The sequence below is a fragment of the Chitinophaga sp. MM2321 genome (genome assembly GCF_964033635.1).
Taxonomy (GTDB): domain Bacteria; phylum Bacteroidota; class Bacteroidia; order Chitinophagales; family Chitinophagaceae; genus Chitinophaga.
In genome coordinates this window covers 3,907,065-3,924,453 of record NZ_OZ035533.1, presented here as the reverse complement: position 1 = coordinate 3,924,453, position 17,389 = coordinate 3,907,065, and the positions used below count along the sequence as shown (strand labels likewise).

The 17,389-nt window shown below is 45.4% G+C and carries 14 protein-coding genes; 13 read left to right on the top strand and 1 reads right to left on the bottom strand.

Features of this window, described 5'->3' with window-relative positions:
- The first annotated feature begins 5 nt into the window (after nt 1–5).
- Nucleotides 6–2,957: a hypothetical protein gene (locus ABQ275_RS15165; RefSeq protein WP_349313991.1), complete on the top strand. Its 2,952-nt coding sequence runs from the start codon at nt 6–8 to the stop codon at nt 2,955–2,957.
- Between the two features lie 30 nt (nt 2,958–2,987).
- The gene (locus ABQ275_RS15160; RefSeq protein ID WP_349313990.1) at nt 2,988–4,082 is read left to right on the top strand and encodes an SGNH/GDSL hydrolase family protein; all 1,095 of its coding nucleotides are present in this window, start codon (nt 2,988–2,990) and stop codon (nt 4,080–4,082) included.
- Nucleotides 4,083–4,247: 165 nt separating this feature from the next.
- Here the strand turns inward: ABQ275_RS15160 and ABQ275_RS15155 are convergent, their stop codons facing one another.
- The gene (locus ABQ275_RS15155; RefSeq protein WP_349313989.1) at nt 4,248–5,081 is read right to left on the bottom strand and encodes an alpha/beta hydrolase; all 834 of its coding nucleotides are present in this window, start codon (nt 5,079–5,081) and stop codon (nt 4,248–4,250) included.
- A gap of 227 nt (nt 5,082–5,308) precedes the next feature.
- On the opposite strand from ABQ275_RS15155, the gene ABQ275_RS15150 reads away from it, so the two are divergent.
- Genes ABQ275_RS15150 through ABQ275_RS15100 form a run of 11 tightly spaced genes read left to right on the top strand, consistent with a single transcriptional unit; the run spans nt 5,309 to nt 17,376 of the window.
- On the top strand, nt 5,309–6,430 hold the full coding sequence (locus ABQ275_RS15150) for a sialidase family protein (RefSeq protein WP_349313988.1): 1,122 nt from the start codon (nt 5,309–5,311) through the stop codon (nt 6,428–6,430).
- 42 nt (nt 6,431–6,472) lie between these two features.
- Nucleotides 6,473–7,405, top strand: coding sequence for a M14 family metallopeptidase (locus tag ABQ275_RS15145; protein WP_349313987.1), 933 nt, complete (start codon nt 6,473–6,475; stop codon nt 7,403–7,405).
- The gene (locus ABQ275_RS15140) at nt 7,402–8,214 is read left to right on the top strand and encodes an SDR family oxidoreductase (protein ID WP_349313986.1); all 813 of its coding nucleotides are present in this window, start codon (nt 7,402–7,404) and stop codon (nt 8,212–8,214) included. Before ABQ275_RS15145 ends, ABQ275_RS15140 begins: the two co-directional genes overlap by 4 nt.
- Entirely contained in the window at nt 8,211–9,311 is a 1,101-nt protein-coding gene (locus ABQ275_RS15135) for a pyridoxal-phosphate dependent enzyme (RefSeq protein ID WP_349313985.1), read from the top strand. Before ABQ275_RS15140 ends, ABQ275_RS15135 begins: the two co-directional genes overlap by 4 nt.
- A 24-nt stretch (nt 9,312–9,335) precedes the next feature.
- A complete protein-coding gene (locus ABQ275_RS15130) occupies nt 9,336–10,241 on the top strand; it encodes a dihydrodipicolinate synthase family protein (RefSeq protein ID WP_349313984.1) in 906 nt (301 codons plus the stop codon).
- Nucleotides 10,242–10,283: 42 nt separating this feature from the next.
- Nucleotides 10,284–10,664 carry a RidA family protein gene (locus ABQ275_RS15125; protein WP_349313983.1) on the top strand — a complete coding sequence of 127 codons (381 nt, stop codon included), beginning with the start codon at nt 10,284–10,286 and terminating at the stop codon, nt 10,662–10,664.
- A 9-nt stretch (nt 10,665–10,673) separates the two neighbouring features.
- Nucleotides 10,674–12,134: a M81 family metallopeptidase gene (locus ABQ275_RS15120; RefSeq protein WP_349313982.1), complete on the top strand. Its 1,461-nt coding sequence runs from the start codon at nt 10,674–10,676 to the stop codon at nt 12,132–12,134.
- Between the two features lie 21 nt (nt 12,135–12,155).
- The gene (locus ABQ275_RS15115) at nt 12,156–12,974 is read left to right on the top strand and encodes an SMP-30/gluconolactonase/LRE family protein (RefSeq protein WP_349313981.1); all 819 of its coding nucleotides are present in this window, start codon (nt 12,156–12,158) and stop codon (nt 12,972–12,974) included.
- A 9-nt stretch (nt 12,975–12,983) separates the two neighbouring features.
- A complete protein-coding gene (locus tag ABQ275_RS15110) occupies nt 12,984–13,925 on the top strand; it encodes an aldo/keto reductase (protein WP_349313980.1) in 942 nt (313 codons plus the stop codon).
- Between the two features lie 48 nt (nt 13,926–13,973).
- Nucleotides 13,974–14,768 (top strand): SDR family oxidoreductase, encoded by a 795-nt coding sequence (locus tag ABQ275_RS15105; protein ID WP_349313979.1) that lies wholly within the window; start codon nt 13,974–13,976, stop codon nt 14,766–14,768.
- Between the two features lie 37 nt (nt 14,769–14,805).
- The gene (locus ABQ275_RS15100) at nt 14,806–17,376 is read left to right on the top strand and encodes a sodium:solute symporter family transporter (RefSeq protein ID WP_349313978.1); all 2,571 of its coding nucleotides are present in this window, start codon (nt 14,806–14,808) and stop codon (nt 17,374–17,376) included.
- Nucleotides 17,377–17,389: the final 13 nt, after the last annotated feature.

Below are 17,389 nucleotides of genomic sequence, written 5' to 3'. Positions count from 1 at the left end.
TAATTATGCCAAAGACGAATCGATGCCATGCAAAACGTTTGCCTGGAACGCTACTGATGATATGTTGTCTGCTCCTTACTGCCTATAGCGCCATGGCGGCGAATATTGTAATCAGCAGCAGGAACTATGTTTATGAACTGGATCATACCGGCAGAAATATTCATTTTAAAGATAAAGCCACCGGAACAGATTACCTGAACAGACAGGAGATTTCCTACTGCGCCAGCATAAAGCGGGATGGGAAAGAGTTTAACGTGAGTGCAGCTGCTATGATAAATAAAGACCTGCTGAAACTGACATTCGGTGAAGCGGGCGTAACGGCTGTTATCCGTATAAAAAAAGAAAAAGACTATGTAACGTTTGAAGTAACGGAAGTAAACGGAACGCTGGAATCACTAACGTTCATGAATATACCATTACGGCTGAACGGTATGCCTGATGAACCTTTCAGTGCCTGTGTGCTGTCGCTCAATCCATATACCCATGTACGGCAACTGCCGGCGCTGCAAACGCATCTCTGGGCTACTTGCTATACGCGGTTTAAGCTGAAAGGGGCAAAGATTGCCTTACTCGGCGTACCGGTGAAAAACATGCTGCCGTTGATACAGCAGGTAATGCGTGCCACAAAGGAAATTCCACTTTCTACTGCTGGTGGTGCATGGGCGCAAACGAATAAAGAGGGATATGGTTCCTACATCATGAGCTTTGGCGGCCTGACAGAACAAACCGTAGACACCTGGATAGAGATGTGTAAGGATCTTGGATTTAACCAGATAGATAACCACGGTGGTGGTTTCTTTAACTTTGGCGAATTGAAGATAGATCCAAAAATTTATCCGGGAGGCTGGTCTGATTTCAAAAAGGTGAATAATAAACTGAATGCAGCCGGTATCTCTTCCATATTTCATACCTACGCTTATTTTATAGACAAGACCTCAAAGTATATAACGCCGGTTATGCATCCCGACCTGGGATATTTTAATGCTTTTACACTGGCGCAGCCCATCGGCAAAGATGATTCTGTGATTGTGGTAAATGAATCCACGGCAAATGTTTCTACCACTATCGGTTTTTTTGTGCGGAACAGTGTTTCGCTGCGCATAGGCGGGGAGCTGGTGGAATTTACAGGTGTAACTACTACGCCTCCGTATAAATTCACCGGTTGTAAAAGAGGGGTGTTTAATACCACGGTAACGGCGCATCCGGCTAATGAGAAGGCGTATCATATGAAAGAAGTATATGGCCGTTTTATTCCCGATCCTGAATCCGCACTCTTTAAGGAAATTGCAAAAAAAACAGCAGATGTAGTCAATGAAGCGGAGTTCAACGGCATCTACCTGGATGCAGTGGATGGTGGAGATGTATTGGGTGGCGGAGAAAATTTCTGGTATTATCCTTCGCTGTTTATATTTGAAATTGCGAAAAACCTGAAGCGCCCGGTGGGTATGGAAATGGCATCTATGTCGCATTTCTGGTGGCATTACCGCTCCCGCTGGCAGGCGTGGGATACCCCTTTCCGCGGATATAAACGGTTTATAGATATTCACCTGGCAGCCATTAAATCACCGAATATTTTCCTTCAACCGAAAATCAAATCAAATGATTTTGAGCATGGGGTATGGCAGGGTGATACCGCATTGATTAATAAGTATGCGCCTTTGCCAAACGGATCACTCATGCTGCCGCTTAACCTTGGCTGGTGGGGAAACCAGATCGGAGAATCCCCGCAAACGGAAACAACGTTTACGGATGACATTGAATACATGTGTTGCAAACTCCTTGGCAACAATGCCGGAACAGCCATCCTGGGCGGTTTTGATAAAGGCACACTGAAAAGTATACCGCTTTATCATAAACTGGATTCTATCATCAGGCAATATGAAATATTACGTCACGGAAAATATTTCAGTGATAGTATCCTGGCTTTACTTCGTCAACCCGGGAAAGAGTTTCAGCTTTTCAAACAAACGGATGGAAAATGGAATTTCAAGCCTACTGTTTATCAGCCGCATAAAGTAGGGGGATTGGATCAACCTTCCTCTACCTGGACAATCAACAACACGTTTGCTGCGCAACCGCTAAAACTACGCATCGAGGCGTTGATGTCGGTGAAGGGCTACGACGATCCAGAAAGCGTGGTAATCGCGGATTTCCCGGGAGCTGATAAATTTGTAAAAGATTCCGCCGCCGATGGAGTAACCGGTAGCATCACCAATTCAACAGACGGTTTCAGGAGTGGCCAATCTAGTGGTAGCTTCTCTGCTACAAGTACAGGCGCTTCGGTGAGAAGAGGATCATGGATCAATATGCAGCAAAAATATGAACCGATACTGAATATTGAAAAGAACCAGGCATTAGGAGTATGGGTGAAGGGAGATGGGAAGGGCCAGCTGTTGAATCTACGGTTAGAAAGCCCTAAACATCTGTCGCATGGCGCGAGGGGAGATCATTTTATAAAAATTGATTTTACGGGCTGGCGGTATTTTGAACTGGTTGAACTGGAATCTTCGGAATTCAGCAACTACATATGGCCTAATTCAGATTTTTATGTGTACGATTCCTACCGGCATAATGTGGGTTTTAAAACCATCGACAAACTGCAGTTTTGGTACAATAACCTGCCAAAAGGTGAAACGGTGAATTGTTTGATAAGCCCGGTGAAAGCTTTACCGATGGTAGCAGGAGAAATAAAGAATCCGGCTATCACGATCGGTGGAACAAAAATTGTTTTCCCGGTGACCATGAAGTCGGGTATGTATTTGGAATTTAATTCACCCACTGATTGTAAACTGTACAGTGCTAAAGGCGAATTGATACAGGATGTTACTATTCAGGGACGTGTACCTGTGCTGCAAAGCGGGGATAACACCACATCTTTTACCTGTGATAAGACAGCGGATGTAAACCCAAGATTGCTGGTGACAACAATTACCCAGGGAGCACCATTGAACAAATAAGTAAAGAGAAGATAAACTTAAATAGTACGCATGAAATATACGTTGCTGTTAGCTGCATTTTTATTAGCATATAGCCTGGGCTATTCGCAGCAGGAAGAAGGTTTTAAATGGTGGAATCCTGCACAGCATGAGTTTCCGGTGCTGGAAGGACAAGCCTGGCCGGGTGAATTGAAAGGTACTTATAACAGGCTACCCGCCAGGGCGCAGCAGGATGTGCGGGAAGCAGTATGGACAAAATCACAACAATCTGCTGGTGTGCTGGTAAGGTTTTTATCAGATGCTTCGTCTATTCATGTCCGTTATAAAGTGAAAGGAGCGTTTGCATTTGAACACATGCCTGCAACAGGGGTGAGTGGGGTAGACCTGTATGCGATCAATAAAAAAGGGCAGTGGGAGTGGACCGGCGCCAATTATACTTATGGTGATACGGTGAGATATTATTATGATGCTATCAGGAAGGATGGCCTGCGGGAATATCATTTGTACCTGCCGCTGTATAATAAAGTGGAATGGCTGGAAATAGGCGTGCCCGAAAATGCTGTGATGAAGCCATTACCGCTGAGCAAGGAAAAACCCATAGTAGTATATGGTTCTTCTATTGCGCAGGGTGGTTGTGCTTCCCGCCCCGGTATGGCCTGGACAGCGATCTTAGACAGACAACTCAGGAAGCCGGTTATAAATCTGGGTTTTTCCAGTAACGGCTTGTTGGAGAAACCCCTTATCGACCTGATGAGTGAAATGGATGCAGCATTATACGTGCTTGATTGTATGCCCAATCTGAGCTCCTATCCTGGTGAGGAAGTAAGTGCGAGGTTGGTTGCATCGGTGAAGGCATTGCGTAAAGTAAGACCTTCCATTCCTGTGTTGGTGGTGGAGAATGCGGATGGCAATATCGGTATGCTGGATACGTTGCTGGACAACAGTTTCAAACAGGTGAACAAAGTAGCCAGTGCTACATTTCAGCAACTGAAAGAGGAAGGAATAAAGAATATTTATTTTTTATCAGCAGCGGAGATAGGTCTTGATATTGATTGCACCGTTGATGGACAGCATCCAAATGACCTGGGGATGAAACGATATGCAGATGCCTACGAAAAATGTATCCGTAAGATATTTAAACGTTAACTATAATGGAATAGTTGAAGACGTTTGGTTTTACAATAGCCCGGCAGCAATACGCTGCCGGTTTTTTTTATAAATAGCGGAAGATTTTTTCAGGTAGATATTTAGCCATCTCCGCTGCATTTCAAATCCCTAAATCTCAAAATCAAAAAATCCGTAAATTCCTAATTATTTAATCCGGTATTTCAAAATGAAATCAACGATCGGGCGGGGATCTTTTAGACTGTGAGGATGATGCCCTACACCTTCTTTGGCTATGATCTGCATCATGCCACCCAATTTTTCGTATCGTTCTTTTACGAGGTTGGAGTTTTCATCCATGGGAACCACTTCATCTGCTGCTCCGCAGACACTGAGAATAGGAATCTTGTAGCGGGCCAGCGGGGCAAGATTATCGACTGGATTATATTTGTATTCCAAGGCAGCTTCATCTGTGGAGAAATGATATACCTTTTTTAATTTCTCCCAGTCGTCAGCAGACCCCGGACCTTTTCCTTTGTTTCCGGGCCAGCTTTTAAAATCACATACCGGTGCATCCAGGTAAATGCAGCTTGTTCTGTCCGGATGACGCGCAGCCCAATTTAGTGCAAACAGGCCGCCGCGACTGAATCCTTCCAGTACGGCCTTTTTATGCAGCCCCTTCTTTTTGGTCAGGAAGGCATAAAATTTATCCATGTGATCTAAAGCTGCCGGTGCGCCATACATATCCTGCACGTCCATATATACAACATGAAATCCTTTGGCAGCCAGCGTGCTGTCTCCCTGGGGTTCATGCCCGAAAAATTCTGTGCGCCAGATCCAGGGTTTTCCAGGGGCGCTTTTTTCAGGTTCGATGATAATGCAGTTTCTACCGTCAATGGTTATATCCGTTCTTTTGAACCCCAGCCAGGTTGAATTAACGGCTGCGGTATCGCGAGAGAAATTGGTGGATAGTTGACTGACCGTGCTTTCATGAGGACCTGCGGCACAAAATATAGCTGCAGCAATAAGAAAATTATACATGTTGTCTGTTTGATGTGTACGGGTGAAAAAGTGGAATGATGTGTTTGAAAATTGCGTTGCAAACATATAAAATATGCTGATTTAAATATGTAGTATTTAAAATTTGGTTGTTAAATAAAAAGCTCTATTTTTGTCACTGTAATATGTCTTACATATTTAAATGTAAATCATTTTTTCGACTATAGAACAGCCACACTACAATATTTTTTGAACGGAATAATACTAAAATGTCAATAGATCAGACAAATGTAACCGGCACAGGAATTATTTATCGCAATCCTAAACCGCATGTTTTCAGCCGCCATGCGTATTTTCCCTGGATAGTTGGATTAGAGAACGGTGACCTCATCGCATCCTTTGTAACCGGGGAAGCATTTGAATCCATTGATTCAGATACCTGTATCAGCAGATCGTCCGACGAGGGCCTTACCTGGAGCGTGCCGCAATCCTTGCTGCCCGCACAGTATAAAAATCTCAGCTCCAATTGCGCCCGGCTTACCAATATGGGAAATAATGAACTGGCAGCCATGGTAGTGCGCAGCCGGAGGGAAAGCTATCCGGAAGAAGGATTGGCGAATCCTGAAAACATGGGCTTCGTTCCTACCGAATTACTACTGATCCGCTCCTTTGATGCCGGAAAATCATGGACCACTCCTGCATTAATAGAACCGCCGCTGACAGGCCCCTCTTTTGAAGCCTGCAGTCCCATCGTGTTGTTGAAAGATGGCCGCTGGATCTGGCCCACATCCACCTGGAGAGGCTGGAATGGATACAGCCCGAACGGAATGAAAATGGTGGCGCTGGTGTCGCACGACCAGGGTAAAACCTGGCCGGAACATATGGAGGTGATGGATAGTAACACGGAACAGATTATCTACTGGGAAGGAAAGATCGTTGAATTATCGAATGGTCTTTTCGTGGCAGTGTCCTGGGTATTTGATGAGAAAAAAGGCGTGGATCTGAAAAATCATTTCACCATCAGCAGGGATAAAGGAAAAACATGGACGGCTCCTGCTTCTACCAATATACAAGGGCAAACCATGGCTTTAACGGAATTGCCTGACGGAAGATTACTCGCCGTATACAGGAGAACGGATAAGCCAGGCCTGTGGATCACTACAGCCCGTTTAACGGATGATACCTGGATCAATGAGGATGAATTTTGTCTTTGGGGCGGCATACAGGAAAACAAGGATGCGCAGAAACAGGAGAACATGGTACACGAATTCAACGAATTGAAATTTGGCGCACCCTGTATCACCATACTACCGGATCATACTATTTTCATTGCGTTCTGGTGTTATGAAAAAATGGTATCCAACATCCGTTGGTTCAAACTGGTTGTGTAAAAGTTCTCCCGGTTCATTATGACCAAAAAATATAAGTAAAGGATGGTAGCATCACCCGGATATAATACATCTTATCACATTGATTCAAAACTGGATGGCCCGCGCGTTTTAATCACCGCCGGGGTACATGGTGATGAATACGAACCAATGCTGGCTGCACTTGCCTTAACCAGTCATTTACAGGACCGGCTAAAGACCGGAAGTGTAACCATTGTGCCGGTTGTAAATCCTGGCGCCTATGCTGCCGGTAGCCGTACCGGTGATGACGGACTGGATCTTGCACGTATCTGTCCCGGTGATAGCGCCGGCAGCAGTTCTGCACGTGCAGCCGCAGCAGTGAGTATGCTTATCCGGAAAGCTGACTATTATATCGATATGCATACCGGCGGACGGTTGTTCGACATCTACCCGCTGGCAGGTTATATGTTACACACTTCTCCCGAAATTCTTACCCTTCAACAGGAAATGGCAAAGGCATTTAACCTACCGGTTATCTGGGGAACTGATGATTCGCTGGATGGCAGAACTTTATCTGTTGCAAGAGATGCGAATGTTCCCGCCATCTATATAGAATATGGTGGCGGAAGTGCAGTAAGAAATGAAATTGTGGAAGCATACAAACAAGGATGCTTACAGGTACTTACCGGTTTGAAGATGATGGATCCGGAATCCGGAACAGCGCCGTTATTACAATATTGGGTAGAAGATTATACGCCTGAAAATGGTCACCTGCAATCAAAAATGCCCGCTCCTTCCGAAGGAATATTTGTACCTGCTGTTGTAACGGGAGATAAGATAAGCGAAGGACAACTGTGGGGATACATCATGGATCCGCATAGTGGCCGCCGGGAAACGGTAACAGCCACCAACGACGGCATCGTTCTTTTTCTGCGCGTGGTTCCTCTGGTAAAAAAAGGCGACTCATTAGGTGGCATACTGCCCATTTCAAAACCCGGTAAAGTAGTGATATCATGACAGCGCGCCCTGTGGTCATCATAACCGGTGCAGCTGGTGGTATAGGTGCTGCTATGGCGTTAAAGTACGCCAGCAAGGGCTATGCACTCACACTCGTGGATATAGATGCAGCCGGATTAAAACAGGTGGAAGCGGAATTGCAGGCACTGCAAAGTGATTACCTGTTGCTGACAGGCGATCTGCAGGAGCAGGATTTTTTGCACACCATCGTAAACAGCACAGTAGAGAAATGGAAACGTATAGACGTACTCGTTAATAATGCTGCCTGGAGAACACGGGAAACGATGCGTACTATTTCGCCGGAAACCTGGGAAAAAACATGGCGCGTTTGTATAACAGCGCCCGCATTTCTGACGAAGTATACCGCGGAGGTAATGGAACAGTACCACATACCGGGGGTGATCATTAATGTGTCCAGTATCCAGTCTAGCCGTGCAGGAGCGGGCAGCCCCGCTTATACTTCCTGCAAAGGCGCACTGGAAAGTTTAACCTATGAACTGGCCGCTTTATATGGTCCGAAAGGTATCCGGGTAGTGGCTATCAATCCCGGTAATATCAATACCAGTCTGAGTGCTGACTTTACGGATACAACAACAAATGATATCAGTAATATATTCAATGATGATATGAAGGATAATACGCCCCTGCAAAGGGCCGGTGATGTGACAGAAATAGCAGATGTAGCTTACTGGTTGTCATCCGGGGAAGCCTCCTTTATAACGGGGACGACTATACTTGCTGACGGCGGTTTTTTGCACAATTTCCTTTCCTATCCATTAAAAAAACTTCAATTCCCAAAAGAATTTTGAACGGCATCTGGCAATATGGACACTTACTTTCCCCGATAGCGGAACCCAATAAAATTACTTTGGGAGAAGGGAATACGCCGCTGGTAAAATCCCGGCGGCTAGGCGCGGCATTAGGACTTGATCATTTATATTTCAAGCTTGAGATAACAAATCCTTCCGGCTCTTACAAAGACCGGTTTGCGGCGTATGCGGTAGCTGATCTGCTTAACCGTGGGTCGCGGTTTTGCCTGGCTACCTCCAGTGGTAATACCGGCGCTGCGCTGGCAGCCTATTGCGCGGCTGCTGATATAAAATGTTTCCTGGCGATCGTAGATGGTGCGCCTACGGGAAAACTGCAACAAATGCGGGTGTACGGAGCAGAGATCATGATGATTAAAAATTTCGGAAAAGATTTTATGCTCACGAAGGAAGTAATGGACCGTTTAACAGCTATTGCTGCGGAACATAATTCCCTGGTGCAGATAAGCGCCTATAAATATTGTCCGGCTGGTATGTCGGGGGTACAAACTATTTCCTATGAGCTGGCCACTGCATTGCCGCAGGAAAATAAACATGTGTTTTCCCCTGCAGGTGGCGGTGGACTAACACTGGCCATAACCGAAGGTTTCCGCATATGGAAGGAACATCATCCTGCTTTTAATCCGCCCCGGGTGTATTGTGTACAACCGGAAGGAAATGATACCATCAGCGGCGCTCTCCGGGAAGGAATGCAGGAGGCGAAGGGCATTTCAAGGAGTGAAACACTGATTAGCGGCTTACAGGTGCCGAATGTGCTGGATGGAAATAAAGTTATAGCAGGATGCCGCTCAAGTGGTGGAACTGGTTATGTGGTAGCGGATGAAGCGGTGTATGAATGCCAGCAACAACTGGCCACGATGGAAGGAATTTATTGTGAACCCGCCGGCGCGGTTGCTTTGGCCGGGTTAAAGCATGCTTTGCATAAAAAGGAAATTGATAAAAAGGACCACATCATTTGTATTGTTTCAGGTCATGGGTTTAAAGACCCGGCCAGTACAACAAGGATGGCAGACAAAACGGATGCACAGTATTTCAATACAGTAAACGAAACAATCCGGTTTATTAACGCACATATATAGGCAATACTACTAAATACATAGAAAATGAAAAATGGATTTAAAGGCTTGTGGCCGGCAATGTTTACTCCCGTTGACGATAAAGGTGCGCCTGCATTTGATCAACTGGAAAAATTGGTCGAATTGCTCATTTCACAAGGCATGGATGGTTTGTATATCCTTGGATCTACGGGGCAGGGCGTTTTATTTACAGAAGGACAAAGAAAAAAAGTGACGGAAGCCGTTACCAGCATCGCTGCCGGAAGGGTACCGGTCATGGTACAGGTAGGTGCGCTTACTACAGAGGAATCTGTAAACCTGGCCAGACATGCGGAACAGTGTGGTGTTAGCGGTATTTCTTCTGTTGGCCCCATTTATTACGCCGCTTCTCCGCAAATGGCGCTGGAACATTACCTGCATATTGCAAAGGCAACCAGCCTTCCTTTTTTTCCTTACCAGTTGGGAGATAATTCCATCCCGGGAGACACCCTGAGCTTTGTTAAAAAGTTACTGGAAATTCCCAATGTGACCGGAATGAAATTAACTACCAATCAATTACTGGACATCAGCCTGATTCATAATTATGCAGGGGATAAATTAAAACTGTTCAGTGGTTCGGATGAATTGTTTTGTCATGCTTCCCTTTGCGGTACGGTGGGCGCCATAGGTTCAACCTATAATGTATGGGGCTTGCAATGCAAGTATGTCATGTCTGAATTTGTAAACGGGAATTATCCGCTTGCAAAAGAATTCATGCTTTCCTTCCAGGATGTGATTCACCAGATCATGCCAAATATCTGGACATTTTTAAGAGCTGCAATGCGATTGAAATATGATATCGAGATCGGGCCAACCAAAGCGCCACTGGCCAATACACAGAAAGATTGGAAAGAAGCAGAAGTGATCACCATTATGGGAAAGATAGATGCTTTCACCAGCCCGGTAATACAATAATAACTATTCTCTTTCGGCTAATTCCACGTAAACACAACATGTATGACTGATAAAATTATAATAAAGGGACCTGGTGTACCAGCAAGCCCGCTTCCATTTTCTGCGGCAATTAAATCGGGTGATTTTCTTTTTATTTCCGGGCAGGCTTCCACAGATCTGAAGGGAAGTATTATTGCCGGAACTTTTGAAGAAGAATGCAGACGCTCATTTGAAAACCTGCGCGCAGTGCTCACAGCTGCCGGTCTTGATTTTACAGATGTGGTGCAGGTGCGTAATTATGTAGCTCAACAAGCAGATCTTCCGGCGTTTAATAATATTTACAGAGAATATTTCAAAGAACCCTATCCTGCAAGAACTACGCTTATAGGATGTTTGGGCGATGTGCTGAAATTTGAAGTGGATGCTGTTGCACGAATAAACTGACCCTGACTTATGGCGTTTAAAGTTGCATTACTGGGAATTTATCACGAATCAAATACTTTCATCACTACTACCACTACGCTGGATGATTTTAAAAATGGTCATTGGCTGAAAGGCGTGGAGATCAAAGAAGAATATCGGTATGCACATCATGAAATTGGCGGCATGCTGGAAGTAATGGATAGAGAAGGTATTGAAGTGGTGCCGGTGATGTTTGCGAAAGCCACACCGGGAGGTATTATTACTGCTGATACCTATCACACGCTCCTCCATGAAATGATGAACCTGCTTGAAAAAGAATTGCCGGTAGATGGTTGTCTTGTTATTCCGCATGGTGCGGCTGTAAGTGAACGCTATCCCGACATGGACGGCCATTGGTTACAAACGCTGCGAAATAGATTAGGTGAAGATATACCGGTTGTAGGTACGCTGGACCCGCATGCGAATGTGAGCCCTTTAATGGCCTCCGTTACCAATGCGCTAGTAGCCTATAAAACAAATCCCCATATCGATCAACGCGAAACCGGTCAGGAAGCCGCGGAGATCATGGTTAAAATATTAAGGCAGCAATGTAAACCTGTACAACGCTTGTTTCAGCTGCCTTTGGCGATCAGTATAGAACAACAACATACGGGCGCAGAGCCTTGTAAAAGCCTGTTTGCCGCCGCTAAGGAATGGCGTGCGCGGAATGGACTGCTATCTGTCAGTATTCTTCTAGGATTTCCTTATGCGGATGTACGGGAAATGGGTACTTCCATATTGGTGATCTCCGATAATAATGCGGAGATAGCCCAGGAGGCAGGTAATCAGCTCGTGTCTATGATCCTTGACAACAAGCAGGCATTCAACAGTAGTAAAAAGGATATAAACGTTTTATGCCCGGTTATCAGCAACAGCAAAAAGCCGGTATTACTCTTGGATATGGGAGATAATGTAGGCGGCGGTGCACCGGGAAACAGTACGCATCTGCTGAAAGCATTAAGCCAGGAGAAAAATTGCCCGTTTTTTATCTGCCTGTACGATCCATTGGCTGTTGCCATTGCTGCAAAACAGGTAGCAGGAGCATATTTTAATATCAGCATACGGGAAGACGTTTCCCCCGATGATATTTATTCCTGCGAGGTGAAGTTAATCAGGCTGGCAGATGGAAAGTTCCGGGAAGCAAATCCCCGGCATGGCGGCCAGGTGAATTTTGATATGGGGAAGATCGCCATCGTGACCATGAATGAACAGAGCGTCATCATGTTTACATCTTTGAGAACACTTCCTTTCAGTCTCCGTCAGTTAACAGCATTTGATATTGATCCCGCAGGATTTGACGTAATAGTGGCGAAAGGCGTGAATGCGCCGGTGGCTGCCTATGGTTCTGTTTGTCCGACTATCCTGCAGGTAGACACCCCTGGTGTTACCCAGGCGGATATGACGGCTTTTCAATACCACAACAGGCGCATCCCGATGTTTCCTTTTGAATAGTTCAATATTAAAAATGGCACGATGCAGATTCTACATAAAAGGATAATTGAAATAGCAGCACTTCGTTATTACACCGAAGGACCAGCACTGGATAAGGATGGCAACCTGTTCTTTACCACACTTTCGGGAGGATGGATCATGAAGGTGGATGAACATGGTAAGATGAGTAAATGGGCAAAGTCAGTATGCCCGAACGGACAATTTATTTTACCGGGTAATGACCACCTCATTTGTGATAGTGAACTGAGTGCCGTGAGAAGGTTTGGGCCGGATGGCACTTTTATTAAAGATGAGATCAGGGACTATTGCGCCGGCGTAAAAGTATTTACCCCCAATGATGTCATTGCAGATACTGCCGGTAATATTTACTTTACTGATTCGGTGAGATATATCGGCAAAGTATTCAGGATAGGAAAGAATGGTCACCAGGAAGTGGTGGCGGATAACATGGACTATCCAAACGGATTGGTACTATCAAAAGATGAAAGATGGCTGTTTGTAGCCGAGAGTTATCAAAACAGCATATTGAAAATAGATGTAAAAAGCCCCGCTGAAAACCGTGTGCCGGTACTCACCATCGCATTGCCACGTCATGCTTCCGGCCGGGAACAGGATAACCTGCCGGATGGACTTGCCATGGATCATCAGGGAACTCTCTGGGTAGCGCATTATGGCATGCAGGCGGTACACAACTATACGGTTGAAGGTGCATTTATTTGTAGCATCGATACAAGTATGCCATTAACCAGTAACCTGATCTTCACAGATAAACAAACGCTGATGGTAACCGGAGGCTATGGTGAGCCCGGTCCTGGTGCTGTTATGAAAATATCATTATAAACACCTGCTATGCAATATGCTAACATACACGGATATACTATTTCAAAGCTAACACTGGGCACTGTGGCGCTTGGAATGAATTATGGTATCGCCAATAAAAGCGGGAAACCCCCACTGGAAGAGAGCCTGGAACTACTTTCATTTGCGCTGGAATCAGGGATCAATACTTTTGATACAGCCGCCACTTATGGATCTGCGGAGCAATTGACAGGTGCTTTTTTAGCAGACCAGGGAAAGCCGGCAACCATAAATACTGTTACAAAATTCAAGATCAGTCCGGAAAACATCTACGATATCGATAAAGCAAGAGCAGAAGTATTTGCAAGTGTAAGATCGTCACTGCGGTTGTTGGGATTAAAGAAAATACCGGTATGCCTGCTTCATATGAGCCGGGAACTCCCTATGGAGGCGATAGCGAAGGTACTCCCTTCCATTTTTGAAGACCTGCAGCATGAGCAGTTGATTGATCTTGCAGGGGTTTCAATAGATCATCCCGCGGAGGCGGAATGGTTTGCAGCGCAGCCTTTCATCCAGGCATTACAAATCCCTATCAACGTATTTGATCAGCGGTTGATCGATAACGGTGCATTGGCACACATGAAAGCATCGGGGAAAATAATATTTGCGAGGAGTGTTTTCCTGCAAGGGCTTTTCTTTCTTACACCGGATGAACTGAAAGGTAACCTGGTAAATGCGGCTGCCTATCTTCATCAATTAAAACTGCTGGCTGCGGGAGAGCGGATGAGTATAGCGCAGTTTGTTTTTTCCTACATCCGGGATATGGATGGTATTACAAGTATTGTTTTTGGCGCGGAAAATAAACAGCAGGTAGCACAGAATATAGATTTACTGGAAGGCGGCTCCATTAGTGTAGCTGCCAGGGCGGCGGCCAGTCGGGCTTTTGCAGCTGTTCCGGAAGATATTATTACACCGGCAAATTGGTCAAGTTGATACGACTGCTATTGGATATACAGGATTTGTAAAAGAAAAAGAAAAATTATGTTGAAAGAAATGTTCAGTCTTGATGGCCGGGTGGCTATTGTAACAGGGGGAGCCGGTTACTATGGCAAACCAATTTGCAGCGCCCTAGCGGAAGCTGGTGCCAGCGTGATCATCGCCTCCAGGAATGAGGCCGGCTGTAAAGAATACGCGGCTACACTCAAGCAGATGGGGTTCCTTGCGGAAGGTGTTGCACTGGATCTTGGTGATGAAAAATCGATCCGTGATTTTACAAAATATATCCGTAAGAAATATGGCAAGATAGATATCCTGGTAAACAATGCTGTTTCCAGGGAAGGATTTAAAGACCTGGAAGATATAGAGAAATCGGAGTGGGAACTGGCGCAATCCATTAATTCAACCGGCATGGTGTTATTAACGCAGGCGGTTATCAAAATAATGCGCAGCCAGCAATACGGAAACATTATCAACATCGGCTCTATCCAGGGAACAGTAGGACCTAATTTCCCGGTGTATGGTAAAACCGGTATGAGCAGCCCCTTAAATTATACCTATGATAAATGGGCCATGGTAGGGTTTACAAAATGGATAGCCAATTATTACGGAAAGTATAATATCCGTTGCAATTGTATCAGCCCCGGAGGATATGGTCCGGGAATAGCAGAAGATATAGGGGATAATGAGTTTGTCAGTAATTATAAACGATTAACGCCACTGGGAAGATTTGCCGACGATGATGATATAAAAGGACCGATAGTGTTTTTAGCATCCGCCGCATCGGCTTATATCACGGGCCATAACCTGTTGGTAGATGGCGGTTGGACGAGCTGGTAAGCTGGTGTGAATTATTAAAACGATTAAGAGGATACTTATGAACTTCAGATATTTTTTATTCGCACTGGTGATATGTTGTAGTCCGCTGTTATTAGCTGCGCAATTACAAAAACAATTAAAATGGGAAGCCTTGCCTTCTGCGCCTGTTAAAGAAGGGTTTGCAGGGATGTATGCAGGTGTAAGTAATAATGTTATGCTCTCCATGGGTGGCGCTGATCTGGTAGATGGCGCACCTGCGGGAGCAGTGGGAGGAAAAAGTTATGATCATATTTATATCCTTTCTGAAAAATCAGGGAGTTGGAAAATGGCCGCTGAAAAGTTGCCGAAACCAATGGCGTACGGCGCCTCATTTTCATATAAAGAGGAGATTATCCTGGTAGGTGGACGTGATCAACAGCAATATTATCCGGATGTCTATACGGTTTCCTATAACAAGGGTAAAATTACCAGCAGGAAGCTGGCTGCACTTCCCTTTCCTTTAGCGGACCTTTCGGGTGCTGTAGTGGGTGATTACCTGTTTATAGCCGGGGGGGAAATGAGTGCGGAAGGATTGCCAGCTGCTACTTTTCTGGCACTTGATTTACGCAGTCCTGCTGCACAACAACAGTGGACTACGCTGGAAGCCTGGCCTGGTCCTGCACGGATGCTCGCTGTTGGCGCCACCATGCACAACGATTTTTTCCTTTTCAGCGGTATTGAAATACCTGCAGAGAATGGCGCTCCCCGGGTACTAACAGATGCTTACCGCTTTACGCCGGCATTTACCGGAAACAAACTTTCCGGTGGGAAATGGCAGGTTGTTGCCAATATGCCGCAAGGCGTGGCGGGTGCTCCTTCCCCGGCTCCTACAGTAGGTCTTAATCATATACTTTTTCCTGTAAAGGGTCAATCTCAGGGTGATTCGACTGCTGCTGGTACCAACCTGATGGCCTATAATGCAGAAGCAAATAAATGGCTTGATTTCGGTAAATTATCTTCTTTGGATATTTCCCTGGGTAATACAGCTGTAAAGTGGAACAGTGAATGGGTCGTCATGGAAAATAACAAGGCAGCAGGTCAGGATTCCATCGGCATTTTTACCTTGTCTAAAAACCTGGGCTTCGGCTGGATAAACTGGATCACCTTAGTGGTATACCTGGGATTGATGCTGTGGATCGGTTTTATCTATGATAAAAGAGGACAAACCACGGATAACTTTTTCACCGCAGGTGGAAAAATTCCCTGGTGGGCCGCGGGCTTAAGTATTTATGGTACGCAGATAAGTGCTATAACGTTTATGGCTATACCGGCCATCGTTTTTGCAACAGACTGGACGCTGGCCATCGGTTCTGTACTGATCCTGGCTACGGTACCGATAGTCGCTAAATATTATATTCCTTTCTTCCGGCGCGTGAATGTTACTTCCGCGTATGAATACCTGGAGCATCGTTTCAGTCCCAATGTGCGTCTTTTCGGAAGCCTTTCTTTTATCTTTTTTCAGATGGGACGTATGGGTATTGTGCTTTACCTGCCTGCTGTAGCTATTGCTGCTGTAACCGGTATTGATATTTATTTACTGGTTGTTATCATGGGTGTTATCTGCATCATTTATACGGTGATGGGTGGTATTGAAGCGGTTGTATGGACAGACGTGGCACAGGTAGTAATATTGATGGGGGGAGCGGCCGTATGTTTCCTTGTAGCCGTCTTCAATGTAAAGGGTGGTTTTCAGAGTGTGTTTGACCAGGGAATGGCCGCGGATAAATTTGCGTTGTTCCAATTGGGCTGGAAACCGGATAGCCTGGTTTTATGGGTGTGTATTGTTGGATTCTTTTTCCTGAATATTATTCCTTACACTTCTGATCAGGCGATTGTTCAAAGATACCTGACCGTTAAAGATGAAAAGCAGGCAGCCAAAAGTCTTTGGGTAAATGCCTGGATTACCCTTCCTGGTACCGTGATATTTTTTGGGTTGGGTACCGTACTGTATGTTTTTTATCATGATAATCCCGGAATCATTGCCTCTGATAAGGTGGATGAGATCCTGCCATATTTCGTGGTGCAGCAGCTCCCCGTCGGTATTTCCGGGTTGGTGATTGCCGGCATCTTTGCGGCCAGTCAATCTACCCTGAGCAGTAGTATGAATAGTATTTCGGCGACCTTCTTCTCTGATATTTATCAACGCTTCCGTCCTGTTGGTACAGATAAAAATACCCTCATGGTAGCCAGACAGGCCACTGTGATAGCGGGTATTTTCGGTACTGCCAGTGCATTGGCTATTGCCGCTCTGGATGTGCAGTTCATATTCGATCTGTTCCAGGAAGTGCTGGGTATCCTGGGAGGTAGCCTTGCGGGTGTCTTTATTTTAGGAATTTTTACCAACAGGGCCAATACCACCGGTGTGATCAGCGGGCTTATTGCAGGCGTGGTGATAGTATGGGTTGTCAGGAGTGAAACAACGATCAGCGTATACCTCTATGGCGCCATCAGTGTCATGTCTTGCGTGATCATCGGATACCTGGCCAGTTTTTTATCTCCACAACAAAAAGATATAACAGGACTGAGTTATTCATCGCTGAAAGCATTGAAAGCGAAAGTACAATCCGGTAAACAAGTAGTGGTACTGTAAGCCCGGAACTGTT